The sequence below is a fragment of the Paenibacillus lignilyticus genome (assembly GCF_017942085.1).
Lineage (GTDB): Bacteria > Bacillota > Bacilli > Paenibacillales > Paenibacillaceae > Paenibacillus_Z > Paenibacillus_Z lignilyticus.
The window spans coordinates 21,847-47,764 of the sequence record NZ_JAGKSP010000016.1; the positions used below are offsets into that span (position 1 = coordinate 21,847).

The following is a 25,918-nucleotide window of genomic DNA, read 5'->3' on the forward strand; positions in this document are numbered from 1 at the left end:
GATAAACCGTGTTGAAAACCCTGATTTTTTTTAGGATGCCGCTCCGAGGCTTCCTTCATTTTTGGACGGCAACTTGGTAAGATGAGAGGATTGAGGTTGAGTCTAGTTCATAGAGTCAAAGCCAGAGGGAGGAACCTCTTATGATTCGTATAGTCATCGTAGACGATCATGTCGTTGTGCGGTCGGGATTGCGATCGCTGCTGGATAGCAAGCATGACATGTGCATTGTCGGTGATGCGGCAGACGGGGACGAAGCCATTCGTCTCGCACGGGAGCTGAAGCCGGATGTGGTGTTAATGGACCTTAGCATGCCTCACGGCAAAGATGGCATGACCGCAACGCGTGAGTTGAAGGCGCTGCTGCCGGAAACCTATGTCCTTATTCTTACGATGCATGACGATGGCGAATATTTATTCCGAGCGATTCATGCCGGAGCATCCGGTTATATTTTGAAAAGCGCTCCTTACGAGGAGTTAATTACCGCAATACAGTCGATTGCCCAAGGGAACGCCTACTTATATCCGACCGCTACGAAACGACTCATGAATGAGTATTTGGAGAAGCTGCGGCAGGGTGAACATACAGGGAGCTATGCCTCGTTGTCCGACCGTGAGCAAGAGGTGTTGGTCGGGATCGCCAAGGGCTACTCCAACAAAGAGCTCGCCGAACAGCTTATGATCAGCGTCAAAACCATTGAGACGCACAAAAGCAACCTGATGGACAAGCTTGGGATGCGCACGCGGCCGGACTTGGTTCGCTATGCCGTGGAGAGAGGACTGTTGAGCTATGAATAGCAGCCAGTCTTATCCGGAGGTCATCGGGCAAAAGGTCCATTCTCTTCTGGCGCGCCTCGACGATCACATTACCGAGCCTGCGTTCCGTGAAGATTTGCATCAAATGCTGAAGCAGCTGACGGACGTGAAGCTCGCACTCGATGAATCGTCGATCGTGGTCGTTACCGATCACCGCGGGATTATTCAATATGTGAACGATAAGTTCTGCGAAATTTCCCAATATACGCGCGACGAACTGATCGGAAAGGATCACCGCATTATTAACTCGGGGTTCCATGGCAAAGTCTTCTTCGAGGATCTGTGGCGGACCATTCAATCCGGCCGGGTATGGCGGGGAGAGATTCGGAATCGGGCGAAGGACGGCAGTATTTATTGGGTGAACACGACCATCATGCCTTTTCTCGATAACGAGGGGCATCCCTATCAATATTTGGCCATTCGCAACGAGGTTACGCAGCTGAAGAAGGCGGAAGAGGAGCTTCAGGAAATGATGAAGCGCGTCATGCACATTCAGGAGACGGAGCGGCAGCGTTTCTCGCGGGAGCTGCACGACGGCATTGGGCAAAGCTTGTTCGGGCTTGTTATTCAATTGGACCGGCTGATTGGGGAGCAACGAATCGATCAGTCCGAGCTGTCGACAATTCGGCAGTCAGTATCGGCGATTATCGAGGAAGTGCGAAGCCTCGCGTGGGATTTGCGCCCTTCCGTGCTCGATGACTTAGGCGTCATTCCCGCGCTGCGTACGTACATCGATAATTACAAGCAGCACTACGATATCCGCGTTCAATTCGCATGCACGCTGCGCACTCGGCTGGACCCTCGCATCGAGACCGCTCTGTATCGCATTGTTCAGGAAGCGCTGACTAACGTAGCCAAATATGCTGCGGTGTCCGAAGCTGTGGTGGATGTGTCGGAGACGGAGGAGCAGGTTTTCATTCGAATCCTGGATCGCGGGAAAGGTTTTGTTCCGAATTTGAACCGGCAGGGCGTTGGACTCTTCAGCATGGAAGAGCGCGCTCGCGGTATCGGCGGCCAGCTTGAAGTGGTATCCGCCCCGGGGGAAGGGACTGCGATTAGTTTGATGGTGCCGAAGAGGGTGTAGGTAGTTGGGCTAACGGAATAGAAGTAAGCCCTCTCCTTGTGGAGAGGGCATTCTTCTTTATTCCGCGAAAAACTGCGCGGCCTTCGCCCGATGCTCTTCCGTGATATGAATGGTTATCGCCTTATAGGCTATAAATACCGCTGTCCCATCATCCGCAAAACCTGCGACGGGAATAAAGTCAGGGATCACGTCAATCGGAAGAATGAAGTATGCAAGAGCGCTTATCGCCGTTACTTTCGCAGCAGTCGGTGTAGCCGGGTCCATCGCACAATAGTACATCGATACGGCTTCGTGGGAGAAAGGCACTTTTGCCGCATATTTCTTCACTTTGGACCAGAAGCCCTTGTTCACATAGTTCACTTGCTCTTCATGATTGCCAATTCTGGAAATATACTTGTCTGTTTCGACTTCCTCGATGACAACACCGGATGGAGCTGCCTCGACCGCTGCTGCAATCTCATCATCGGAGAAGGCAGCGGGAATCACATCCTCGTCGACCAGCTGTTCCTTGCAGGAGTCACAAAGAGCAGCTTTCACTTTCAATGCATCTACCTGATTCTTGCGACCGCAATTCGAGCACTCAACGATCATTTGCATGGTAGCCCCTCCTTGTGAAAGGTGATTTAGGATTTGGCAGTCGTACAACCATTGCCGGGTAACAATCCCTATTACCCCTTTGCGTTTATACGTAACCTTAATCCTTATAAGGATCGAATTCATCCGCTCCTGCCATGCAAACGCCGATCGGCTTCAGCACGTGGAGTACGTCAATGGTCTCCGAATGTGCGTCTAGTACCTCTTGGAGGTTGCGATAGGCAAACGGACTCTCATCCGTACCGGCTCCGCGAAGTTCAACGCCATACTCGCGTACGGCTTGCATCATTTGCGCCGTGGAAATTTGGCCGCCGGAGCGCGTGCGCGTTTTCCAGTTCATTTTGCCGGCGGCTTGCGTTCGGCTCATAATCCGTCCCGCTCCGTGAACGGTGCTGTAGAAGGAATCGCGATTCTCCTCCGTATCCTTTCCTTGCACAATGACCGATATATCGCCCATACTGCCACCGATGAACCCCATTTGCCCCGGTGCCGATGGCGTTGCCCCTTTACGTACGACAATCGAATCCTTCCCATTATGGGACTCAAGCCATGCGTAGTTATGATGATTATGCACCGCGAAATCCGCCTGAGCTCCGACAACCGCCAGTACTTGATCGATTATGTAATCGCGACCGGCATAAGCATATCTGCCCGCGATCTTCATCGCTCGGAAGTACATATCGCCAAGCTCGCTGTCGATGTCGAGCAGCACGGGAGGCTGATCCATTTTCTCTCCCGGTGCATTCGCCAGAAACGCACGACCAGCGGCCAAATTGATAAATCCGCTTGCCGTCTTGTGACCGAACCCCCGGCTGCCAAAATGGTTGGCAATCCACAGCCTTCCCGTTCCTTGCTCCTCGAACAAATCCACAAAGTGATTCCCGCTTCCGACCGTTCCCAGCTGATCGCGAGCAAGCGCCTTTAACTTGTCATGCTCCTGCCGGCCAAGGGTTGCATATACGCTCCAATCCGGATCATCGAACAACTCATGATCGACTTTCTCGCTGTTGACGCGTCCAACTCCGAAAGAGATCTTCTTTGCGATTTGATCCATGATCTTGGACAACGCTGGCTTGATATCCGCGGCCATAAGGTTGGTTCGAACCGCTTTGTTGCCGCATGCAATGTCGTAGCCGACGCCCGAAGGCGAGATCTGTCCGTCATACACGACTACCCCGCCAATTGGTTGACTATACCCTTTATGATGATCAGCCATCAATAATGCTTGAACGACATTCCCATGCTCCGCGCAGGTTTTCGCTTGCGACATCGCCCCCGGATCAGGGTTTCCCCATACTCTTACGCCATCTATAGTTTGATAAGCCATCGTTAACAACTCTCCCATTCATTATCATTGCCAAGCTTCTTGTAAGGTTGAGCGAAATAAGGCATCCAGTTGCTCGCCTAATTGGCTCTCTTCTTTTGTTAACACGACTGCTGTCTGTTCGAAATGCTGCAGCCGTTCCTCCAAATACGCATTAATGGCATGTAACCGAGGCTCGTAGACTAATTCTTCGCCTGCTTTCTTGCGATACAGTAATTGTTGAATGGTCTCCCACAGCTCTCCGTCTCTCGGTACCAGATGTTCCGCCAGCACTTCAAATTCCATTGGCGGCATTTCGCCATATCGCTCGATCCACTCGCAAGCGAGTACAGGACGCAATACATAGAAGTACTTCTTGATCCGAACCCGTTCTCCTTGCAAATACATCCGATAGTTGCCGCGGGCCATGTTTAGATAGTGATACATGCAGGACTTTGGCGAAAAGGCAAGCGGTGATAGTTGGCGGAGTTGCTCGGCCAAGCTAAGTTTCTCTGCGTATTGAATTGGGGACTGTAGCCACTCTAACAACGGCGGGTTCGACTTCCGATACAGGTTCAACGCTTTGCGTATATCCCAACCGCTGATGTCGAGCATATCGCTGATCGGTCGTTCGATGACATCTCGCTTATCGAAGATGGACAAGTACCATTCCGGTCGCCGAATATAGATGAACCGAACATCGTAATCGCTATCCTGCGAAGGAAACCCCCATGCCCTGCTTCCCGATTCGCAGGCGTACAAGATGATGACCTGTTCCTCTTGCTCCAAGCGAGCCAATTCATTCTTGATGATGCTATGTATATGTTCCATTGTTCGTTCCTCCGTTTGTTGGCGTGGACGGGACTCGGACCCGCATATCCGGACGTGAAAGGTGTGACAACCGACCGTGATGAATTTCACTGGGTAGCGGTTGCACTGTACCCGTGTGTTTTTCCATTTCACCACCACGCCGCGTGATGGTTGGATGCCCGGGCAGGATTCGAACCTGCGGTCGATGATTCAAAGTCATCTGCCTTGCCGCTTGGCTACCGGGCAATGTTTGTGGAGGCCATGGCCTCCACTGCTTTCTTACTCATGGTGAGGTTTATTGCGTTATGTACTTTGCAGGGATCCCATGAAAAAAAGACCCCTGTTGCTTAAGATCCTTTCCTACAGCACATTCAGCCATAGAAAAAGACCGCTCGGCCTCAAGCAGTCTTTATAAGTTCGCGTATGTAATCCATCCTTAACGGAGTCAGGCCGTAGATAACAACCGACAACCCGATAAGGATTTGCGCTTATAAAGAATGCCCCTATGAAATGGAATGACAAAGTCATGCGAATCCATGTTTTCCTGCTCCCGTTCAATCGACTGTTCCAAGCTCGTTAGCGAATTTACCCCATAGCGATTATTCATCTCTCGCATGCTTCAACATTCCTTTCTGTATGTAGTGAACTTAAGCACTCGGCTTCTTAGATCTGATTTTCGCCGATAAAGCCGTTCGCGAACAGGGCGGAAGTATGGCGACGGATAAAAATTTTCCATATCCCCCAACTTTCGTCCTTGATACAATATAGAGCATAAGTTACCTATACAGGCTGGAGGGAAGCGAGTGGCTAGGGAGAGCTTCGATAAAGAGATTCAATTCCTGCGCATGCTGGCGCTCGCCGGCGGCGCTTATAACAGGCAGCAGTTCGCCAACCGGCTCGGTATCTCCGTACATACCTATGACAAGACGCTTCGCAGCCTCAAAGAGATGCTCGGCACGCTCAAACAAGGGTTGTCGCAAGAGCAGGGATCCGTCTTATCCGATGGATTCCACTACAACTATTACGAATCCGCTGACCCTCTCCTTCTGTTCTTATTTCGCGCGAAATCGCTGAAAGAAACGGAGAGCATCCGGCTTGCGCTGCTGTTAAATGCGCTACAATCCCGAGAGCTAACCGCGAAGGACCTGCAGGATCATTGCAGCGAGCAGATGCCCGCCGACTACCCGATTCCGGATGAGAAAACAATTCGAGGGGATCTCAAGTACTTGGAAGAGGTCGGCGTCATCATCCGCCTGCACGGAGGTCGCCCTTACCGCTATAAAGCGGCCAACGATCTGATTGACCACTTATCCGACGATGAGCTCCTGGATCTGTTCGATTACGTCGATGTCATCGCGAATACGCAGGTCCCTTCCGTTCAAGGCTTCCTGCTACGGGCTACCTTGAAGAAGGCACTCCATAAAAGAGGTTTCGAACCGGACACCGGGGAAACGCATCGCTACAAATACCATTATCATTCTCGGATTTTGGATGAAGCGCATTTATATACGATTTTCAAAGCCATTCAACAACGGAAGAAGCTTCAGTTTCTCTACCTGTCGCCGAAGAAAGGAAAGAGCTACGCGTCTCAAAACTCCAATCCCCTCTTCGAACGAGAAACCGAAGGCACGCTGCAAACGGCACTGCCGCTGCGCGTCGTCTACGATCACCAATACGGCAGATGGTACTTAATCTGTCATGGGCAACGAGGCATAATGAAATTCCGAATGGAAGGTTTAACGCAGCTGGAGGAAGGCGAGGCCGTCACGGAAGAAGAATTCGACCAACGATTACATATTGTCTTGGAGCAGATGAAATACAGCTGGGTAACGGACACCCTGCGTACATTGAAGGTTGTAGCCCGCTTCTATAATCCCGAACGATCCGGCGCTAATTTCGTCCGCGAACGTGTCGAGGCACAGGGACAATGGGGAACGATTAGGGAGGAAACGGACTCTACCTTCCTCTTCGAAATTACGGTGAACGGCATTTACGAAATCAAACCATGGCTGCGAAGCTTCGGATCAAGCTGCGAGGTGTTGGAGCCGGCATGGCTAAGGAAGGAATTCATCGCGGAGTGGAAGGAGATTCAGGGTTACTATGAACCTGTTCGAGAAAATCTTTAATTATCAGATCATGTCCCGCCTTGATGAAGCCGGTTCCTTTGCACTGACCTCCCAAGAACGGACTTGGCTCAAAATGATGCTGGAGCACGCCGCTTCGGCGGATGCATTTACACCGGATACCCGAAACAAACTGAACCAGCTGCTGCATACTGAGGCTTCAACGGAAATACGGGCTATTATTATGGAGAAAGCCAAAAGCAAAGAACGCCAGGTCTATCATCCGCTGCTCCGCGCACTTCGGCGTATTCTAATGGTCAACCAAGGCATTCGAATCACCTATCGCATCAAGCACGGCGGGGTAAAGGCGAATCAAAGCGGCTTTCCTTATAAACTCGAGTACAACATGGTCAAGCGGGAATGGTATTTATTGTGGTATAGCACCCGAGGCCGCTCGCTCATGTCCACTAAGCTTCACAATATCGTTGATGTCGAAGGCATTGAACTTTCTTTAGAGCGAGTTGCGGAGTTAAAGGGATTCCTGCAACAATTATTGGAAACACGTAAACAACAGGCCATCATCCAAGTTGTCCCGCAGTATAATGAAGAGCTTTCACGCATCTTATATGCGTTCTCCTGCTTTGAGAAGTCCGTGTCCTATGACGAAACGGCCGCTCAATACCGCATTCATGTTTCCTACCTCGCCGACGAGAGCGAGTTTCTGCTATCCAAAATCCGTTTCCTCGGCTTGCGCGTAAGGGTGAGCGAAGGGGAGCATCTGAAGGCCAGAATGAGAGAATCAGCTTCCAGAGCGCTGAATCGCTATGGCATTCCCGCTTCGGAATCTTCATCATGAAAAAGACCTCTGCCATGTCTCATGCGCAGAGGTCTTTTGCTTTATTTGAATTCCCAGCAGTTCAAGCTTAACGTGCCCAGCTGATAGCTGCGATGCAGCAGCTTCGCTTGCCTGCTGCTGTCGCCGGCTCCCATCGCAAGAAGCAGCGGAATGAAATGCTCATTCGTCGGAACCGCTTCTTTGGCGTTCGGTGCGAGCTGTTCATACTGGAACAACGCTTCCAGGTCCCACTTTTCCAGCTTCTCTTGAATCCACTTGTCGAAAGCGAGTGCCCATTCTTCCGGCGTATTGCCTCCGCGCCAATTCAACCTGCGCAGATTGTGAACGATCCCGCCGCTGCCAAGGATCAGAATATCTTGCTCCCGCAACGCGGACAGTGCTTTCCCGATCTGATATTGCTGCTCATTCGTCAGATGCCTGTTGACGGACAAAGCAATGACCGGAATATCGGCGGCGGGATACATCAGCTTCAGCACCGCCCATGCCCCGTGATCCAGCCCTCTCTCCGAATCCATGACGCTAGGGATACCGTTCTTCGCGAATAGCTGCCCAATCTCCTCGCTGATCGCAAGGTCGCCTTGTGCAGGATAAGTCATCCGGTATAGTTCATCTTGAAAACCGGAAAAATCATAGATAGTGGAGTACGTATCCACGGTGCTTACGGATTGCGTTCTATTCTCCCAGTGTGCGGAGAAAAGCACGATCGCTCTTGGTTTGGATGGCAGCGTAGAGGCGAACTGCTTCAGAAAGTCTGTATAGTCATGCTGTTCCAGTACAAGCGACGGTGCTCCATGAGCAATAAAATATGATGGCAACATAATGGTTGTTTCACTCCTTTAGTCGTTTCGTTTAACGCCTAGCATCCGCTTGAAGCCAGCTGACGAAATCCCTTTGATTCTCTTCCGATACGCCATGATCCGTAGGATAGATCTTGAATGCGAAGTTCGGCGTTCGTTGCTGAAAATACGCCGCGTTGTCCTTCCCAATCTGCACCGGGAATACGGAATCGAACTCGCCGTGCGAGATGAATACGGATACCTGATCTATAGACTGCAGCGCGTACTCCGTCTTCACGAATGCCGGAACATAGCCGTTCAAGGCTACGATTCCTTTCAATTGCTCCCCCATCGTTAGCGCAAGCGTCATGGACAATATCGCGCCTTGGCTAAAGCCGAGCAAGTATCGCCCCGCAGCGTCAATCGGATACTTCTCCGTCGCATAATGGATGAACGCCTCCAGCTGACGAACCGCCCGGTCGAAGCTTTCGCGAATTGGATTGCCCAACCCCTTCAGCTCATAGTATTGATAACCCGCTCCTAATCGAAGATCTCCGCGAATGTTGACGATGATGAATTCATCAGCCAATGGGGCAACCAGCCCCCGCATGTTCTGTTCATTGGAGCCCTTCCCGTGAAGGGTAAAGATCGCCGGGTATTTCTTGCTCGGATCGCTATGAGACGGAAGATGGATATCATATTCATAAGCCAAGTTCACTGCAATCAACCTCCTAATCACATTCGCTTTAATATTAGTAATACAGAATTAAATTTTATATCGCTAATATAACTCTGCCCCACTGGTATGTCAATCATTTTATTGTTAATATGTAATTAACATTTGTATTACTAATATTTATAGGCAGGTGATTCTGATGGACATCGGCTCCACCATTCGCGCAATACGCAAACGCAAAAACATCACGATCGCCCAAATCTGTGAAGAAACCGGTTTATCGCAAGGTTTCATGAGCCAAGTCGAGACGAATAAAACATCGCCTTCGATATCGACATTGGATAACATCGCCGCGGCGCTGAACGTACCTTTGACTTATTTGCTCATGAAGAAGGACGAACGGATGACGATCGTCCGTAAAGACGACCGCAACGTGACGACAAGCGGCGTCGAGAAGCTAAAGGTAGAGCATCTCAGTTCGACCCGAGGGATGAGAATGATGCTTGTGGAGCTTCCGCCCGGCGCTTCTACGGGAGCAACCCCTCATGCCCATAAAGGTGAGGAGTCTCATCTCGTGATCCAAGGCAAAATTATAGCCGAGCAAGGCGAAGATTCCGCCGTTCTGGAAGCAGGCGACTCTTTCAGCTGGAACGCCTCCACTCCCCATAGAGTAACCAATGTCAGCGAAGGTATCAGCATCGTCCTCATCTCGGTGTACACCGGGGCGGAAGATGATCCGGAACAGGAATTTTATAGCCTATAAACACAAGAGGCCCTCCCTCCGGTCGCGTGTCCGACCTTCAGGATAGCCTCTTCTGCTTCTAAATCCCCAGCTTCTGCCCCTTCTCCAGCCTCTGAATCTGCTTCTCGCCCTCATCCGCCAGATCGCGGAATTGACCGATCGTTTCACGCATCTTGGGGAGCGCTTCTTTCTTATACGTGCTGATTGAATCCAGTGCAGCAAGCACATCCGTAAACGCTTGTTTCAGCGTGTCTACCGAGATGCTCGCATTAAGCGCCTGCTTATGAATCTCTGCTCCTTGCTCCTTCAGCATGCGCGAAGTACCGGCGATTAGCTCGTTTGTCGTTTGGTTCAACAGTTCGATTTTCTTTAATACAATCTTCTGATTATACAGGGCGCTGGCCACCGTAACGGAAATGCGCAGTGCCGAGATGGTCACGTTCTTCGCCCGGTCAACGCCGCGAATAAGCTCCTTGTTGTTGCGGATGACGACTTCGATCGCCATGATTCCCTGCTGATTGACGACCAGCATCTGCTGCAGATCCATAACGCGCTGGCGCAAAGGGAACAAAACTTCCTCCGTGATAAAACGAATCTTATCGGGATCTTCATTGCGAGCAGTCGCCTCGGCGATCTGCGTCGCGATGGATTCATCCATCAGCATGCCAAGCTGGATCTCCTTCTGCAGCTTCTTCGTCAATTCGCGAAGCGTCTGCTGCTCGATCTCCAGCGTCGTGTTGTCGTTCTTTAGCGTCAATTTTCCCTTATCCAAGGAGACGACGATGTCGGCGATCACCGCATCGGCTTTCTGATATTTGAGGAAGTAGGCGCGTAACGGATTAAACAATTTGCCCAACAATCCTGTCTTGGCAAAATCCACGACGCTCGGATCCAAGTCCTTCAACTGCGTATGAAGCTCGGATAAGCCTTTGGCTACTTGACCGCCGTCATCGCCCGTCTTCGAGAGATTGCCGACTGAGACTTGCAGAAGCGTATTCTTATCTGAGGATGATTTCATCGTACTGAGGCCGAAAGCGTCGATCGATTGGAGAATCTCTTTACGTTTCTCGAGCGACTCCGTGTCTAACGCCATGATCGTGGATACGTTGTTATCCGCAATCTCCTTGAGTTTGGCGATCTCTTCGGGAACCGGTTTGATCTCTTGTTCGATGACCTGCTTGATTTGCTCCGGGCTGGCGACTTCCATCGAGAATGACATAGGATACCTCCTTAGGTTTGGGCTTACATTTGAACGTTGAGAAGGTTGCCGATCTTGTACACGACGTCGTCCGTATCCGCGTTGATGCTTGCCGCTTCGTTAATGCTCGATATGCTTTGAAGCGCTTTGATGTTGGCATTGTAGCCGATGGTGTAGATCGGGACTTTGTAAATTTCGACCAGCTCTTTGATATCGTTGAGCGAGTGGCCTTCGTTCGTCTCCCCATCGCTTAGGACGAAAATAACCGGTTTCATATTCGGATCGACGAGCAGCTGGTCTTGCAGCATCTTAAGCGCGACGATGATGCCGTCGAAGGTGGCCGTCCCTCCGCCGGATTGCAGATTGTTCACCGCCCCCACGAACAACGATTGCTGAATCGCGTCATATTTGCCGATCGGCACATCGATGGATACGTCGCTGGAAAACGAAACGAGTCCGATGCTGTTATCTCGGCCGAGATATTTCTGTCCTTTGAGCAGCGATTCTTTCAGGCGGACCAGCGGCTCGCCGTCCATACTTCCGGAGATGTCGGTTACGAAGACGGCCGCGATCGGTTTGCTTCCGTTCTTCTTCTCTTTCCACAGCTTCTGAGCGGAAGTCAGCGTCGCGCCGTCCATGACGGCCAGTTCGGATTTGTACTCTTCAAGCTGGTTAAATCCTTTGTCCTTCGCCATTTGCTGATAGTTATCTTGGGTCACAAACTCCGCGAATTTGGTAATGATGTCGATTTTCTCTTGCGGCAGATCCCCTAAGGCAAATAACGGACTGTCATGTCGAACCCCGAACGGAGTGAATACATATCCGCTCTTCAATTCCGGCGCATTAACGAAAGTCTGATACTCAAGCACGAAACCATCCAGCATGCCCGACTTGGCCGCATCTCTCATCTGTAAGGTAGTAGAAGCGATGAACGGCACGTTCGCTTGAAACTTCTCGAACCCTTGCACCGCTTTGTCGCTCAAGCTATCGGAATTATCGAATGTATGTAGTGCGGTGACGAGAAAGTTGAGTCCGGTCGAGCTGGCAAAAGGATCGGTATACCCCATCGAAAACTCATTGTTCGCGATCGCTTCGGTAACGGTTTTGACGTTGACCGATCCGTATTTGTCGACCAATGCATCGTACTTGGCCTTGGCAATGACGATGCCCGGAACATTGCCGACAAGGCGCGGGGCAATAAGCTGCGTCTTGACTCCGCTGGCTTCGGCCATTTTGCCCCATAATTCATTGGAAGGGGTGAACGCATCCGGAACATATTTGCCGGTCTTGATATAATCGGTCGCCGTCCCGGAGGCGATGTTTCTTATCTTCACAGATGCGGGCTTTCCATCCACCTCGATGCCGGCATTGTTGAATTCCGCAGCCACTTCGGTTAGCCAGCCGTCAACGCCGGTTCCCGATTTCTCCGTGGAGGAGAAGATTTCAACGAATTGATCGGTCGTGCTGTTCACCGTAATCGGGAACTTCGAGATGTCCGGAAGTGAAGCGGCTACGTCGATGGGATCCAGATCGATCTGCCCTTTCACCGGCTCCGCGGTCGTAACGGAAATATCTTCGTACAAGTTGCTTAGCTGCTTACCGGCGTTCTCGGAAGTGACTTCCGCTTTGGACTTGCCTAAGTTCGAGGTCAAATTGATGCCGTAGTACACGAGGACGAATACGAGACCTAAGATCAAAATCGATATCACCAAAAACTTGCTCTGTTTGGACATAACCGCACCTCTCACTGTTTGTAATATTTAGTCTGCTTGATCAACGAGTCGATCTCCTGCATGCAAGGCATCTGATCGATTTCACTCGGCTCGAAGCTGTCCAAGCGCGAAATTTCAAGCAGCAGTTTATCCAGCTTGATCAACATCTCTTCGTTCGACTCCAACGATTGCTTAACGAATGTCAGCTGCTCGTTAACGATTCCCGATCTTACTTGGAGAAGCTCAGGAGAAATTCTGGAGGGCTTACGGCCTCCTCCGGCATTCTCCAGCTCCGATTCGTCGAACACATGCAGCCGGTTCAAGATGCTCCTCACGTTCAGGTAAAATAACTTCTCAACCTCCCGTGTCACCGAAGCGAATTTCTTGTAGCTAAGCTCATTCGGATCGAATCGCTGCCCGAGAACGTTCAGCAGCGTGTCCTGTCTCTTATTCATCCGCTCCATCTGCTCCAGGGCGTAAGCCATATCCTCCTGCAGCACCTTCACTCGTCGATACCTCATTAGTGCCTCCTCGAAGTCTTCTCTTGTTTGAAGCTGCTTGGGAGAGATCGACTCCTGCTGCTTAAACAGCAGCGTGAAGCTTCCATATAGAAGTGTCAGTCCGCTGGCAAGAAGCAATGTGACACCGAGAGCCGACTCGAATGGACGCTCCCCAATCTCAATCCCCATCAAGCCGGGCGAGAATACCGCAATATTCAAAGCCGCGATGACCACGATCATTCCCAGCAGCTTCACGAATTTAGTCCCCATCGACCATGCTCCTCCATCCAGTTTCATTCCAATGTACGCGGCTTGATCGCAACATATTTCCGTTTCCTTAATCTGGATTACGAAAGATCAGACGCGTAGTTTCAACATCGCTTTTTTTACCCAATTGGACAAGAAGCTGCGAGTCTTGACATTTTATTGTAATTCGACATTTTCTTCCATCATCCTTGGCGATTACTTAAAATTTTCCATAAGATTCGAACGTGCGGACGCTTGGACCATGACGCTCAATCTGCCAGAGAGTCCCAAATAAAATTTATTTTTTAGCTTGATTTCCAACTTTTTGTGTTATAATTTCCATAGTTTTTTGACCGGAGACCAGCCCTGTATGAAGTGAAGGCGATATTCGGAACCTGCAAAATGCAGAAACTTACAGAAGTCGGTGATCACATGTTTCAATTCAAGTGGCTTTGGCACAATCTGATAGGCGATCGCACGCGTTATATTTTCGCGCTATGCCTATCGGTGGTGGGTTCCTCGCTCACCATTATCAATCCGTACATCGGACAGCGCATTGTCGATCTCTTCATCGCCGGCGATGACGCAGCACGTTATCTGACAGACGAACGAGCGCTGCTGATCGGCCTTTGTTTGGGCATGATCGGCTTTTCTTTGCTTCGCACGAGTCTGGCCTACTGTACGACCTTGCTTTATGAACGAGCTTCGCAGAACATGCTTTACCGGATCCGGATCTACCTGTATAACAAAATCCAGGGCCAAGACATGAGGTACTACGATCGCAATCGTACCGGGGATCTCATGACCAAGATGACGGGCGACCTCGAAATGGTCCGTCACTCCTTGGCGTGGATCGTGAAAACCATCATCGAATCGCTGACGGTATTCATTGCGGCAGTGGCGTATTTCTTCTATATCGACGCAGAGCTGACGTGGTGGCTGCTCATTCTGTCGCCTCCGATCGGCATCGTGGCCTTCATATTCGCCAGACGCGTACGTCCGATGTATGTGGATCTGCGGGAGCGCCTATCGCAGCTGAACACGACGACGCAGGAAAATATCGCGGGGAATCGCGTGGTCAAAGCATTTGCGCGCGAGGAGTTCGAAATCAACAAATTCACGGAGAAAAGCGTGAACTACTCCAAGGCCAATAAGAAAGCCGCCTTGGTCTGGCTGGACTATTTCCCCTACTTGGAGATCTTCTCTCAGGGATTCAGCGTCATTCTGATGCTGGCGGGAGGTCTGTTCGTCATGAACGAGCGGATTACGTTCGGGGAATTCTCGGCTTTCTCCGCGCTCGTCTGGGGACTTTCCAACCCGATGCGCAGCATTGGTATCATCATCAACGATATTCAGCGTTTCTTCGCGAGCCTTACCAAAATCATCGAGGTCTACTACGCGCATCCGGAAATCGTCAACGAGCACAATGCCACGGTTAAGCGGCGTTACAACGGACGCATTCAGTTTGAGCATGTGAGCTTCAAGTATGATAGCGTGACGGTGCTGGAAGACATCAACTTCACGATCGAGCCCGGCGAGACGATTGCCATTATGGGCGCGACGGGGTCGGGCAAAACGACGCTCATTAACCTCATCCCGCGCTTCTATGACATTACGAGAGGCCGCGTCTTGGTAGACGGCAAGGATGTGCGCAAGCTGGAGCTTGATGAGCTGCGCGGCAATATCGGGATCGCGACGCAGGACGTGCTGCTGTTCTCCGACACGATTGACGGCAACATTGCCTACAACAATCCCGATATGCCGGAAGAGGACGTCCATAAGTTTGCCGAGCTTGCCGCTGCGCAGGATTTCATACGCAAAATGCCGGAAGGCTACAATACCGTCGTCGGCGAACGCGGCGTCGGTCTGTCAGGCGGGCAGAAGCAGCGTATCGCCCTGGCTCGGGCATTAGCCGTGCAGCCTCCGATCCTCATTCTCGACGACACCACGTCTGCGGTCGACTTAGAGACGGAAGAGCATATCCAGAAGAGTTTGCGCGAGCTGGACTTCCCTTGTACGAAGATCATCATCGCTCAGCGGGTATCCACAACGGCGCAGGCTGACCGCATTCTTATTTTGGACAATGGACGGGTTATTGAAGAAGGCACTCACGCCGAGCTTCTAGCTAAGCGTGGTTACTATTACGACGTATTCATGCTGCAAATCGAAGGCATCGGAAGGGGGGCGGTCGCACATGGCCAGAAATAAGTTCGATATGGATGAGAATTTGGAATCACCGTTTAATATCCGGCATTTCCGTCGTGCGCTGGTCTACATCAGAAGGCAGCAGAAGCCGATGATCATCGCGTTCATCCTGAGCGCCCTGTCAGCCGGTATCGCGCTCTCCGCGCCTCTCATCATGCAGCATGTCGTCGACGTTACGATTCCCGCTAAGGACGGTCAAGCGCTTGTCGGTTGGTCGCTGCTTACGCTGGCTACCATCGTCGTCAGCGTCATCTTGGCCACGATCCGCTCGCGTATGATGACGAGCGTCGGGCAGGATATCATTTTCGATATCCGGACGGATTTGTTCAAGCATTTGCAGGAGCTGCCGTTCCAATATTATGACGACCGCCCGCAAGGCAAGATTCTCATAAGGGTCGTCAACTACGTCAACTCCGTATCGGACGTGCTGTCCAACGGGATTATCAACTTAATCCTTGAGATCATGAACCTGCTCTTCATCGCTATCTTTATGTTCGCTGTTGACGTGAAGCTGTCTTTTGTCATTCTGGGCGGTCTGCCCGTCTTCCTAGGCATTATCATGCTGATCAAGACCAAGCAGCGCCGGGCATGGCAGTCGGTGTCTAACAAAAGCTCCAACCTGAACGCTTACTTGCAGGAGAGCATCAGCGGTATTCGCGTAACGCAAATCTTCACCCGAGAACAGCATAATGAAGGCATCTTCACCCGCTTGTCCACCAACTACCGCAGTGCGTGGATGAGAACGATGTATCTCAACTTTCTGGTCCCGTTCTCGGTCGATAACCTGGCGACGACGGTCACGACTGCGATCTACTTCGTAGGTTTGCTGGCACTCGGACCGGAAGAGGTGACGTTCGGCGTCATACTCGCGATGAGCAGCTACGCATCGCGCTTCTGGCAGCCGATCCTGAACATCTCGAACTTGTACAACAGCTTTATTAACTCGGTCGCCTACTTGGAGCGTATCTTCGAGACGCTTGATGAGCCGGTGACCGTCAGCGACGTGAAGGATGCGAAGGAATTGCCGCCTATCCGAGGCCATGTGACTTTCGACGATGTCACCTTCGCCTACGATCCGGGGCATAACATCCTGCAGAACCTTTCGTTCGATGTCAAAGCCGGTGAAAGCATCGCGCTCGTCGGTCCGACAGGCGCAGGCAAAACAACGGTGGTCAACCTGATTTCGCGTTTCTACAACATCACCGGCGGACAAATTCGCATTGACGGTCATGATATCTCCCAGATCAAGCTCAAATCGCTGCGCAGTCAAATGGGGATCATGCTGCAGGACAGCTTCATCTTCTCCGGCACGATCTTGGATAACATCCGCTACGGCAGGCTCGACGCTACCGAGGAAGAGGTTATCGCGGCCGCTAAGGCGGTCTGCGCGGATGAATTCATCCGCGAGTTCGAGAAAGGCTACTTGACCGAGGTCAACGAGCGCGGCTCGAAGCTCTCGCAAGGTCAGCGCCAGCTTATCTCCTTCGCGCGCACGCTGCTTGCGAACCCGCGCATTCTCATCCTCGATGAGGCGACTTCGTCCATCGATGCGCAGACCGAGCGTCTGGTGCAGATGGGCTTGAATGAATTGCTGAAGGGACGCACGTCGTTCATTATCGCGCATCGTCTCTCGACGGTTAAGAACTGCGACCGCATCATGTACGTCGCCGACAAAGGCATCGCCGAAAGCGGATCGCACGACGAGCTGCTCGCGCGGCGCGGCCGGTATTATAAGCTGTATTCGGCTCAGAAGATGGAGGCTTGAGTTTGTTGGCCTAGGGTAGATAAGGCAAACCCCCGATCTCGATGTGAGATCGGGGGTTTGTACTGTTGAGGCTCTTCAGGATTGTTGCATGATGTGCAACAATTTCGGATTTTATCGTCTGAAGGTTAATCGAATTCAATTGGAACAGCGAGACAGTCACTTCTCTCATACATAATTAAGGAGACTATCTATGAAAAAAACAATGATCGCACTACTTCTAATAACTGCTATACTTTCCGCCACTCCGGCAAACGCTGAAAGCAAGTTTACTGATGTTGACGCGACGAAATATGCGTGGGCTACCGGATCCATTGACTTCATGGTTGCCAGCGGCGTCGTGAAGGGCTATCCCGATGGTACCTTCAAGCCAGACAAGCCGGTGACCAAAGCAGAGTTTGCCCACATGTATCACTTGCTCTTCCCGAGCGTGGATAATGGGTCAGACAAAGCCCTTAAGTTCAACGACGCAAAGAAGCATTGGGCTGCATTAGATATTGCCGCACTTTTTAATGGGGATGACAGTTGGCTGTTCGCCGATTACGATGGCAATATATTACCGGATAAGCAGCTTACACGTTGGGACGTTGCCATGCTGACTGCTTTTCTGACGACACAACTAAATGCCTCCGTAGACGCTGCCGGTAATTACATCACCTGTGACGAAATCTTCAGTACGATATCCTCTACCTTCAAAGATGTCCCCGTAAAACGGATGACAAAGAACGATAGCTTGGAAGACAGTTTGAACTTCTACGCCCCTGTTATTTTTTACGACGATAACTTCGACGGAACCTTGATCTATGATGGGGACGGCGCTCAATTAAAAGCCGAGGCGATCTATTCGATTATCAAAGCTAATGTTATGGCGGGCGCTGATGGATACTTCAGACCGAAAGCCAAAGTTACGCGTGCCGAGGCTGTCACGATTCTGAATCGGGTGAACACAATCCTGCAAGGCGGGGAAAATAGATAGAACAGAGGGGCGAGCCTATGTAGGCTCGCCCCTCTGTCAGTTATATAACCCACTGCTTACTTGTTCATCTGTGCCAACAAGTTGAGCAGAACCGTTACAGCCTCTGCTCTAGTAGCATGGTCGCGAGGGACGAATTGGTTATCGCCTTTGCCCTGCACAATGCCTGCTTGTTTCACAAACGCAACGCCGGCTTTAGCCCACTCCGGAATATCCTTGTCGTCGGCGAAATCGGTTGCCGCAACCTCTTTGATTGGCGTCCCCGTCGCTATTGCGATCATTGCCGCCATTTCCGCTCTCGTTATCTCTTCATTCGGACGGAAGCTGCCATCTGCATAACCTTTAATAATACCCGCTTGCACCGCCTGAGCGACTGCTTGCTTCGCCCATGTTCCGATCTTCGCCGTATCCGTAAAGGTCAGTTGTGCTCCTTCTCCTTGCGGCTTCAGCACATTCATCAGCATAACCGCAAATTCGGCGCGCGTGACGGTTTTGCCAGGCTTAAATGTACCGTCCTGGTATCCCTTAACGATTCCGCTGCTTGCCGCTTTCTTAATGTTAGGTTCAGCCCAATGTCCGGTGATGTCGCTAAAATGAATGGTTGGCGTTGGATTTTCCACAAATACCGCATATTTCGTAAAGTGATTGACCTCTACGGAGATGTGATTCGCGTTTATTTGGACACCGCCGACTTTTACCCATTCCTTCTTCACTTCGTCATAATAGAAGACCGCTACTTTCCCCTCGCCGCTCAATTTGGTCGGATTAAAAGCAAACGTCAACGTGATGGACTTACTGAAGTTCTCCGAGAAATTTTTCAGAATCTCGAAGACCGGACTGGCTATAACATCTTCATCCGAAACTAGATTTTCAGTGTTCAACACTTTGTCTATCGTTAGTTTCAGATCATTTGTTGTAGAACCGGCCGGAATAGAGATTGTAACCGCATCTTCAAAGCTAACCTTGCCCGATTGACCTGCCGGAAGCGCTAGTGTACCGTCCGTCGAGGTTACCGGGTTGTCGCTTGGTGTTGATGGTGTTGTTGGCGTACCGGTAGATGCCGCTGTTACCGTGATGAGCGTAGCTGCGCTCACGTTGCTCGCTGCATCCGTTGCCGTAACCTCAAGCTGCGTAGCTGCCGGTAGCGCAGCTGTCAGCGTAATAGAGAATGTGCCTCCTGTTGCTACTGCAGATCCCAGCGTCGTTCCGCCCGCTTTTACCGTTACGGTCGAACCCGCTTCCGCAGTACCTGTGATGACGAGGTCATCGCTGTCCACTGCACTCACTGTCGGTGCCGCTGGAGGTGTTACGTCCGGCGGTGTTACTACTGTTGCCTCTGTTACCGTAATGAGCGTTGCCGGGCTCACATTGCTTGCTGCATCCGTTGCCGTTACTTCAAGCTCCGTAGCTGTTGGTAGTGCAGCTGTTAGCGTAATAGAGAATGTGCCTCCGATTGCTACTGCCGATCCCAACGTCGTTCCGCCTGCTTTTACCGTTACGGTCGAACCCGCTTCCGCTGTACCTGTGATGACAAGGTCATCGCTGTCCACTGCGTTCACTGTCGGCGCTGCCGGCGGTGTTACGTCCGGCGGTGTTACAACAGTTGCCTCTGTTACCGTAATGAGCGTTGCCGGGCTTACATTGCTTGCTGCATCCGTTGCCGTTACCTCAAGCTCCGTAGCTGTTGGTAGAGCAGATGTTAGCGTAATAGAGAATGTGCCTCCGATTGCTATTGCCGATCCCAACGTCGTTCCGCCTGCTTTTACCGTTACGGTCGAACCCGCTTCCGCTGTACCCGTGATGACGAGGTCATCGCTGTCCACTGCATTCACTGTCGGCGCTGCCGGCGGCGTTACGTCCGGCGGTATTACTTCGTCTAGCTGGATTACTGATAGCGTGAACGTCTTCGTCTCGATTGCCGCATTCTTCTTGATTGTCGCAGTCAACGTTACTGGTGCATCGCCTGATCCGTATGCCGGACGCGTTACTGTTCCTGTTGCTGCATCAATTGCTGCGTTATCGGACGACCAGGTTACTGTCACTCCGTTCAGTCCAGTTGCTGGCAGCGTTACTGCTTGCGTTACGCTTGTAGCGGAATCACTGCCACCGTAAGTAATGGCTAGCAAGGATTTCGCTGCGCTTACTGCTTGCTCATCGGTCTGTGCCAGCTGCGGCACAGTCAGCGTGAACGTCTTCGTCTCGATTGCCGCATTCTTCTTGATTGTCGCAGTCAACGTTACGGTTGCATCGCCCGATCCGTATGCCGGACGAGTTACCGCACCTGTCGCTGCATCAATTGCTGCGTTATCGGACGACCAGGTTACTGTCGCTCCGTTCAGCCCTGTTGCCGGCAGCGTTACTGATTGCGTTACGCTTGTAGCGGAATCACTACCGCCGTAAGTGATGGCTAGCAAGGATTTCGCTGCGCTTACTGCTTGCGCATCCGTTTGTGCCAGCTCTTTTACTGTTAACGTGAATGTTTTCGTCTCGCTCGCTGCATTCTTCTTGATTGTCGCAGTCAACGTTACGGTTGCATCGCCTGATCCGTACGCCGGACGCGTTACTGCACCTGTCGCTGCATTAATTACGGTATCGTCGGACGACCACGTTACTGTCGTTCCGTTTAGTCCTGTCGCTGGCAATGTTACTGTTTGCGTTACGCTTGTAGCAGAATCACTGGCACCATAACCCACTTCTAATGCCAACTTATCCGCGCTTACTGCTTCTTCATCTGTCTGTGCCAGCTTCGTTACAGTCAGCGTGAACGTCTTCGTCTCACTTGCTGCATTTTTCTTGATTGTCGCAGTCAACGTTACCGTCGCATCGCCCGATGCGTACGCCGGACGCGTTACTGCACCTGTCGCTGCATTAATTACGGTATCGTCGGACGACCACGTTACTGTCGTTCCGTTTAGTCCTGTCGCTGGCAATGTTACTGCTTGCGTTACGCTTGTAGCGGAATCACTTCCATCGTAACCAACTTCTAATGCCAACTTATCTGCACTTACTGCTTCTGCATCTGTCTGTGCCAGCTTCGTTACGGTCAACGTAAACGTCTTGGTCTCGCTTGCTGCATTTTTCTTGATTGTCGCAGTCAACGTTACGGTTGCATCTCCCGATGCGTATGCTGGACGCGTAACTGCACCTGTTGAAGCATTAATTGCTACATCATCGGACGACCATGTTACTGTCGTTCCGCTTAGCCCTGTTGTTGGCAGTGTTATTGCTTGCGTTACGCTTGCAGCTGTATCACTGCCATCGTAACCAACTTCTAATGTCAACTTATCTGCGCTTACCGCTTCTGCATCTGTCTGTGCCAGCTTCGTTACAGTCAGCGTAAACGTCTTCGTCTCACTTACTGCATTCTTCTTGATCGTCGCAGTCAACGTTACGGTTGCATCACCCGATCCGTAAGCTGGACGCGTAACTGCACCTGTTGAAGCATTAATTGCCTCGTCATCGGACGACCATGTTACCGTCACTCCGTTCAGACCTGTTGCCGGTAGCGTCACCGCTTGCGTTACGCTTGCAGCTGTATCACTGCCGCCATAACCAACTTCGAGATCCGCTTTCGTTGCGTCAACCGCCTGCGCATCTGTCTGTGCCAGCTCCAACACGGTCAGCGTAAACGTCTTCGTCTCGCTTACTGCATTCTTCTTGATCGTCGCGGTCAACGTCACCGTCGCATCGCCCGATCCGTATGCCGGACGAGTTACAATACCTGTTGCTGCATCAATTGCTACATTATCGGACGACCATGTAACTGTCGTTCCGTTTAGCCCAGTTGCCGGCAATGTTACTGCTTGCGTTACGCTTGTAGCGGTATCACCGCCACCATAACCAACTTCTAATGCCAACTTATCCGCGCTTACTGCTTCTTCATCTGTCTGTGCCAGCTTCGTTACAGTCAGCGTAAACGTCTTCGTCTCGCTTGCTGCATTCTTCTTGATCGTCGCGGTCAACGTCACCGTCACATCGCCCGTTGCAAATGCTGGACGCGTTACCGCTCCTGTCGTTGCATCAACAGAAGTATCATCGGATGACCAGGTTATCGTCACTCCGTTTAGCCCTGTTCCTGGCAACGTCACTGCTTGCGTCACGCTTGCAGCTGTGTCACTGCCATTGTAACCAACTACCAATGCCGTCTTAGCCGCGCTTACCGCTTGTTCATCCGTCTGTGCCAGCTCCAACACGGTCAGCGTAAACGTCTTCGTCTCGCTTACTGCATTCTTCTTGATCGTCGCGGTCAACGTCACCGTCGCATCGCCCGATCCGTATGCCGGACGCGTTACAGCACCTGTTGCAGCATCAATTGCTGTATCATCGGACGACCAGGATACTGTCGTTCCGCTAAGCCCTGTTGCCGTCAACGTCACTGCCTCCGTTACGCTTGCAGACGTATCAGTACCACCGTAACCAACTTCTAGCGCCGACTTCGCCTCGCTTACCGCTTCTGCATCTGTCTGTGCCATCTTCTGCACGGTCAATATGAACGTTTTCGTCTGGCTGACTCCGCCTCTGGCGATCGTCGCAGTCAACGTTACCGTTGCATCGCCCGCTCCATATATCGGACGCGTTACTACACCTGTCGCTCCGATAACTGATGCATCACTAGACGACCATGTAACTGTCGTACCAAGCAACCCTGCCGTTGGCAGCGTTACCGATTGCGTTACGCTTGCAGCGGAATCACCGCCGCCGTACCCAACTTCCAAAACCGTCGTTGCTGCGTCTACCGCTTGCGCATCCGTTGGCGCTTGCTCCAGTACGGTCAGCTCGAACGTTTTCGTCTGGCTTATGCCGCCTATGCTAATCGTTGCGGTTAAAGTCACCGTTGCATCGCCCGCTCCGTATGCGGGACGCGTTACCACGCCTGTCGTCCCAATAGTTGCCGGTACGCTGGAAGACCACGAAACGGTGGTTCCATTCATTCCTGTTGTCGGCAACGTTACCGACTGCGTTACGCTTGCGGCGGAATCGCTGCCGCCGTATGTGATGGCAAGTGCCGCATTCGCTGCGCTGATGGTATCTTTCGTTACGCTGACAGTCAGCGCATCGGAAACATTCCCCACAGGATCCGTAACAACAATCGCAATGTTGTTGGCTCCCTCTGTTAGCTTCGTGAGATCAATCGGAAGCGTCGCTTTACCGCCCGCAGCCAAGACGCTTACTCCCGTCTGTAGGACGTTCGCGCCGCCAACTTTCGCCGTTACTGCGGCTCCTGTCTCCGCATTCACGGCGATGTTGAAGTTAGCGGTCTGAGTAGTCCCTGCTTTATCAGCCGTGCCATCTTCCGTTGCGGTTATTGGTGCCGTTGTATCCTTCGTTACCCTAACCGATAATTCTTGGGAGTTGATGTTGCCTGAAGGATCCTGTAAAACAATTACAATTGCGTTATCGCCCTCCGACAAACTATCGATCTCAATCGGAAGCGTCGCTTTCCCACTGCTTACCGTAACTTCGGAACCCGTTTGCAAAACGTTAACGCCGCCAACTTTCGCTGTGGCCTTTGTCCCGTTTTGGGCCGTTACGATGATCGTAAAGTCCGCTCTCTGAGTTGTTCCTTCTTTATTAGCCGTTCCATCCTCTGCCGGTGCCTTATAAATAGTTACTGCGCCGGATGCCGCCGATTGGGCACCATCCTTATAATTTACGGTATCCCCGATCGCTTTCACTTTGACCGTATAATTACCCGCTCCTGCAGCAAGCATGGCGGCTAAGAAATTCGTGTTTGTGCTGCCAGCGGCCACCGAGACTGCGCTGCCCCAGACAGATCCGTTACGGTACAGTTGCGCTTCATAGCTAACCGCCCCAGCCACACTGCCCCACGATGCATTGCCATTCGGATTAAGCTGTACACCCGTAACCTGCGCCAGCGAAGACGCCGTGTTAACCACGTTGACGGCTACTCTCTTGAATGGTCCGTTGCTTACGTGCAAGGCGATTGTCTGCCAACCTAGAGGCAGTTTGGCCAAAAATGACTTTTTAACCGTCACCGTAGTTCCTGATACGCTATAATCGGTTCCTTCTACCAATGCGCTGCTATAATTGCTGACGCTGATATTTCGCAAGGTGCCGGTTAACGTGATCGGAACGTCCGTTTGATTGGAGCTCTTCTTATCAAAAGTAAAGACGATCGGAGCTGCTTGAACGTTTTGCCAATTGCTTCCTGTATAATCGGATTGAAGAAGGACTCCAGAATCGCCGGCAGCATAAAATCCACTGCCATCGAAGGCAACGAACCTTAGCGCATTATAGTCGACGGAATCGCTCCTCTCCAGCGTCCAGCTTGTACTGCCGTTTGCCAGTTTATAAACGGATCCAATCTCGTCGACCGCCACGAATACGGCGTTTGCAAAAGCGACCGAAGTTAAACCGTATTCCGAAACTGCAGGAGCGTTTACGTTCCAAGTGGTACCGTTAGTTGATGTGAGCACCGTTCCCGGGGAGTCGCTCACCACAACATATTTACCCAGCCCGGTGGCAATCGAAGTCAAGGCAGGAACACGCAGCGGCAACGTGACAGGCGTCCAATTCACAAAATCGGCGGACGTTTTAATAAACCCGTCGTTGCCATGTTTGCCGACGGCTATGTATTCCGTACCGTTGTAGAGAACGCTGGACACCACGCCGCCGTAGGCGTAATTCCAAGCGGTCCCGTTGGTCGACACCACGATGCCGTCATTGCCGAGCTGCATGTAGACTCCGTTCGCGTAGAAGCCATTTTGCGCGGTCATTGTAGTGGTTTGAACCCCTTGCTTAGAGAAACTCACGCCGTTTGCTTTGTCGGACGTAAACACCGCTCCATACGATGTCCCGTCATAGCCGAACAAATAATACTTGCTGCCGTCATAGAGGCCGCCGAAAACTTGACCGGCTATGCTGGCCGCTGTCCAGGTATATCCGTCAGTAGATGTATAACTCGCCCCCAACGCATCGTTTGCATAGAATCGGTTATTAAGACCGAGAACGGAATTGATAAAGAAAGTACTCGGAAGCTTCGTGTGCGTCCAACCGGTTCCATTCGTCGAAGTATGTACATAGCCGCCGGAATCGCCGATGACGATTGCCGTTCCGTTGAACGCGATGGAAGTAAGATCTTTGCTCGTCCCTACAGATGCCGATGTCCACGTAACGCCATCGGACGACGTGAGCAGGGTTCCTGCTTTGGTAACGGCAAAGAATTTATTGATTCCGGTAACGTAAGCGACTCTCGCAATCGTGTTCGTGACGGTAGAGTCTCGCTGCGTCCACACCGCACCGTTCGCCGACGTCATGATCGTGCCGTCGTAGCCGACTGCGACGAAGACGTTATCGCCGAAAGCAACGCCTGTATAGGTGACGTCAAGCCTCGTTTTATCTGCGGCGATTTGCCAATCAAGCCCGTTCGCAGACGTTAAGATTTTGCCGTAATAGCCTACCGCAACATAGACTCCGTTCCCGTAAGCAGCGCCGGTTATGGGCTCGTTCGGAATGGCGCTCGTCAGAGCACCGGAGGATGCGGCGGACACGAAACTCTTTTGCTGAAAAAACACGCCAAAAACCAGCATAAAACAGATGAACATGATGACGAATTTGGATACTTTCCCTCTCACTATGACACCCC

17 protein-coding genes and 2 tRNA genes are annotated in these 25,918 nt (G+C 51.6%); 8 read left to right on the forward strand and 11 right to left on the reverse strand.

Annotated elements, in window-relative coordinates; translation table 11 throughout:
- Positions 1-140 precede the first annotated feature (140 nt).
- Both I8J30_RS26275 and I8J30_RS26280 read left to right on the forward strand, forming a co-directional pair.
- Complete coding sequence (locus I8J30_RS26275; protein WP_210663211.1) at positions 141-794, forward strand: response regulator; 654 nt, start codon at positions 141-143, stop codon at positions 792-794.
- On the forward strand, positions 787-1,896 hold the full coding sequence (locus tag I8J30_RS26280; RefSeq protein WP_210663212.1) for a PAS domain-containing sensor histidine kinase: 1,110 nt from the start codon (positions 787-789) through the stop codon (positions 1,894-1,896). The genes I8J30_RS26275 and I8J30_RS26280 overlap by 8 nt, the downstream gene beginning before the upstream one ends.
- A 57-nt stretch (positions 1,897-1,953) precedes the next feature.
- Here the strand turns inward: I8J30_RS26280 and I8J30_RS33320 are convergent, their stop codons facing one another.
- The 5 genes from I8J30_RS33320 to I8J30_RS26305 form a co-directional block, all read right to left on the reverse strand.
- On the reverse strand, positions 1,954-2,493 hold the full coding sequence (locus I8J30_RS33320; RefSeq protein WP_240548394.1) for a YkvA family protein: 540 nt from the start codon (positions 2,491-2,493) through the stop codon (positions 1,954-1,956).
- A gap of 97 nt (positions 2,494-2,590) precedes the next feature.
- Positions 2,591-3,817, reverse strand: a complete 1,227-nt coding sequence (locus I8J30_RS26290; protein ID WP_210663214.1) for an RtcB family protein — start codon at positions 3,815-3,817, stop codon at positions 2,591-2,593.
- A 24-nt stretch (positions 3,818-3,841) separates the two neighbouring features.
- Complete coding sequence (locus I8J30_RS26295; RefSeq protein WP_210663216.1) at positions 3,842-4,624, reverse strand: nucleotidyltransferase domain-containing protein; 783 nt, start codon at positions 4,622-4,624, stop codon at positions 3,842-3,844.
- A 19-nt stretch (positions 4,625-4,643) separates the two neighbouring features.
- A tRNA-OTHER gene (locus I8J30_RS26300) sits at positions 4,644-4,765 on the reverse strand.
- Between the two features lie 10 nt (positions 4,766-4,775).
- Positions 4,776-4,849: transfer RNA gene (locus I8J30_RS26305), tRNA-Gln, on the reverse strand.
- Positions 4,850-5,406: 557 nt separating this feature from the next.
- Between I8J30_RS26305 and I8J30_RS26310 the strand changes: the two genes are divergently transcribed.
- Both I8J30_RS26310 and I8J30_RS26315 read left to right on the forward strand, forming a co-directional pair.
- The gene (locus I8J30_RS26310) at positions 5,407-6,729 is read left to right on the forward strand and encodes a helix-turn-helix transcriptional regulator (protein ID WP_210663218.1); all 1,323 of its coding nucleotides are present in this window, start codon (positions 5,407-5,409) and stop codon (positions 6,727-6,729) included.
- Positions 6,704-7,522, forward strand: coding sequence for a WYL domain-containing protein (locus tag I8J30_RS26315; RefSeq protein ID WP_210663220.1), 819 nt, complete (start codon positions 6,704-6,706; stop codon positions 7,520-7,522). Before I8J30_RS26310 ends, I8J30_RS26315 begins: the two co-directional genes overlap by 26 nt.
- Before the next feature lie 41 nt (positions 7,523-7,563).
- Here the strand turns inward: I8J30_RS26315 and I8J30_RS26320 are convergent, their stop codons facing one another.
- Both I8J30_RS26320 and I8J30_RS26325 read right to left on the reverse strand, forming a co-directional pair.
- Positions 7,564-8,340 (reverse strand): DODA-type extradiol aromatic ring-opening family dioxygenase, encoded by a 777-nt coding sequence (locus tag I8J30_RS26320; protein WP_210663221.1) that lies wholly within the window; start codon positions 8,338-8,340, stop codon positions 7,564-7,566.
- A 31-nt stretch (positions 8,341-8,371) separates the two neighbouring features.
- Positions 8,372-9,016, reverse strand: coding sequence for an alpha/beta hydrolase (locus I8J30_RS26325; RefSeq protein WP_210663223.1), 645 nt, complete (start codon positions 9,014-9,016; stop codon positions 8,372-8,374).
- 157 nt (positions 9,017-9,173) lie between these two features.
- Here I8J30_RS26325 and I8J30_RS26330 point away from each other — a divergent pair, with 157 nt between their 5' ends.
- On the forward strand, positions 9,174-9,737 hold the full coding sequence (locus I8J30_RS26330) for a helix-turn-helix domain-containing protein (protein ID WP_210663225.1): 564 nt from the start codon (positions 9,174-9,176) through the stop codon (positions 9,735-9,737).
- A gap of 58 nt (positions 9,738-9,795) precedes the next feature.
- Here I8J30_RS26330 and I8J30_RS26335 read toward each other — a convergent pair whose 3' ends face one another.
- The 3 genes from I8J30_RS26335 to I8J30_RS26345 are packed head-to-tail and all read right to left on the reverse strand — an operon-like array spanning position 9,796 to position 13,396.
- Complete coding sequence (locus I8J30_RS26335; RefSeq protein ID WP_210663227.1) at positions 9,796-10,935, reverse strand: toxic anion resistance protein; 1,140 nt, start codon at positions 10,933-10,935, stop codon at positions 9,796-9,798.
- Positions 10,936-10,958: 23 nt separating this feature from the next.
- The gene (locus I8J30_RS26340; RefSeq protein WP_210663229.1) at positions 10,959-12,647 is read right to left on the reverse strand and encodes a VWA domain-containing protein; all 1,689 of its coding nucleotides are present in this window, start codon (positions 12,645-12,647) and stop codon (positions 10,959-10,961) included.
- Positions 12,648-12,658: 11 nt separating this feature from the next.
- Positions 12,659-13,396 carry a hypothetical protein gene (locus tag I8J30_RS26345; protein ID WP_210663231.1) on the reverse strand — a complete coding sequence of 246 codons (738 nt, stop codon included), beginning with the start codon at positions 13,394-13,396 and terminating at the stop codon, positions 12,659-12,661.
- A 378-nt stretch (positions 13,397-13,774) separates the two neighbouring features.
- Between I8J30_RS26345 and I8J30_RS26350 the strand changes: the two genes are divergently transcribed.
- From I8J30_RS26350 to I8J30_RS26360, 3 genes are all read left to right on the forward strand, one after another.
- A complete protein-coding gene (locus I8J30_RS26350) occupies positions 13,775-15,580 on the forward strand; it encodes an ABC transporter ATP-binding protein (RefSeq protein WP_240548395.1) in 1,806 nt (601 codons plus the stop codon).
- A complete protein-coding gene (locus tag I8J30_RS26355) occupies positions 15,567-17,342 on the forward strand; it encodes an ABC transporter ATP-binding protein (protein WP_210663233.1) in 1,776 nt (591 codons plus the stop codon). Before I8J30_RS26350 ends, I8J30_RS26355 begins: the two co-directional genes overlap by 14 nt.
- 190 nt (positions 17,343-17,532) lie before the next feature.
- Positions 17,533-18,315, forward strand: a complete 783-nt coding sequence (locus I8J30_RS26360) for an S-layer homology domain-containing protein (RefSeq protein ID WP_210663235.1) — start codon at positions 17,533-17,535, stop codon at positions 18,313-18,315.
- A 56-nt stretch (positions 18,316-18,371) separates the two neighbouring features.
- On the opposite strand, the gene I8J30_RS26365 is transcribed toward I8J30_RS26360, so the two are convergent.
- Complete coding sequence (locus I8J30_RS26365; RefSeq protein ID WP_210663237.1) at positions 18,372-25,907, reverse strand: immunoglobulin-like domain-containing protein; 7,536 nt, start codon at positions 25,905-25,907, stop codon at positions 18,372-18,374.
- Between the last annotated feature and the right edge of the window lie 11 nt (positions 25,908-25,918).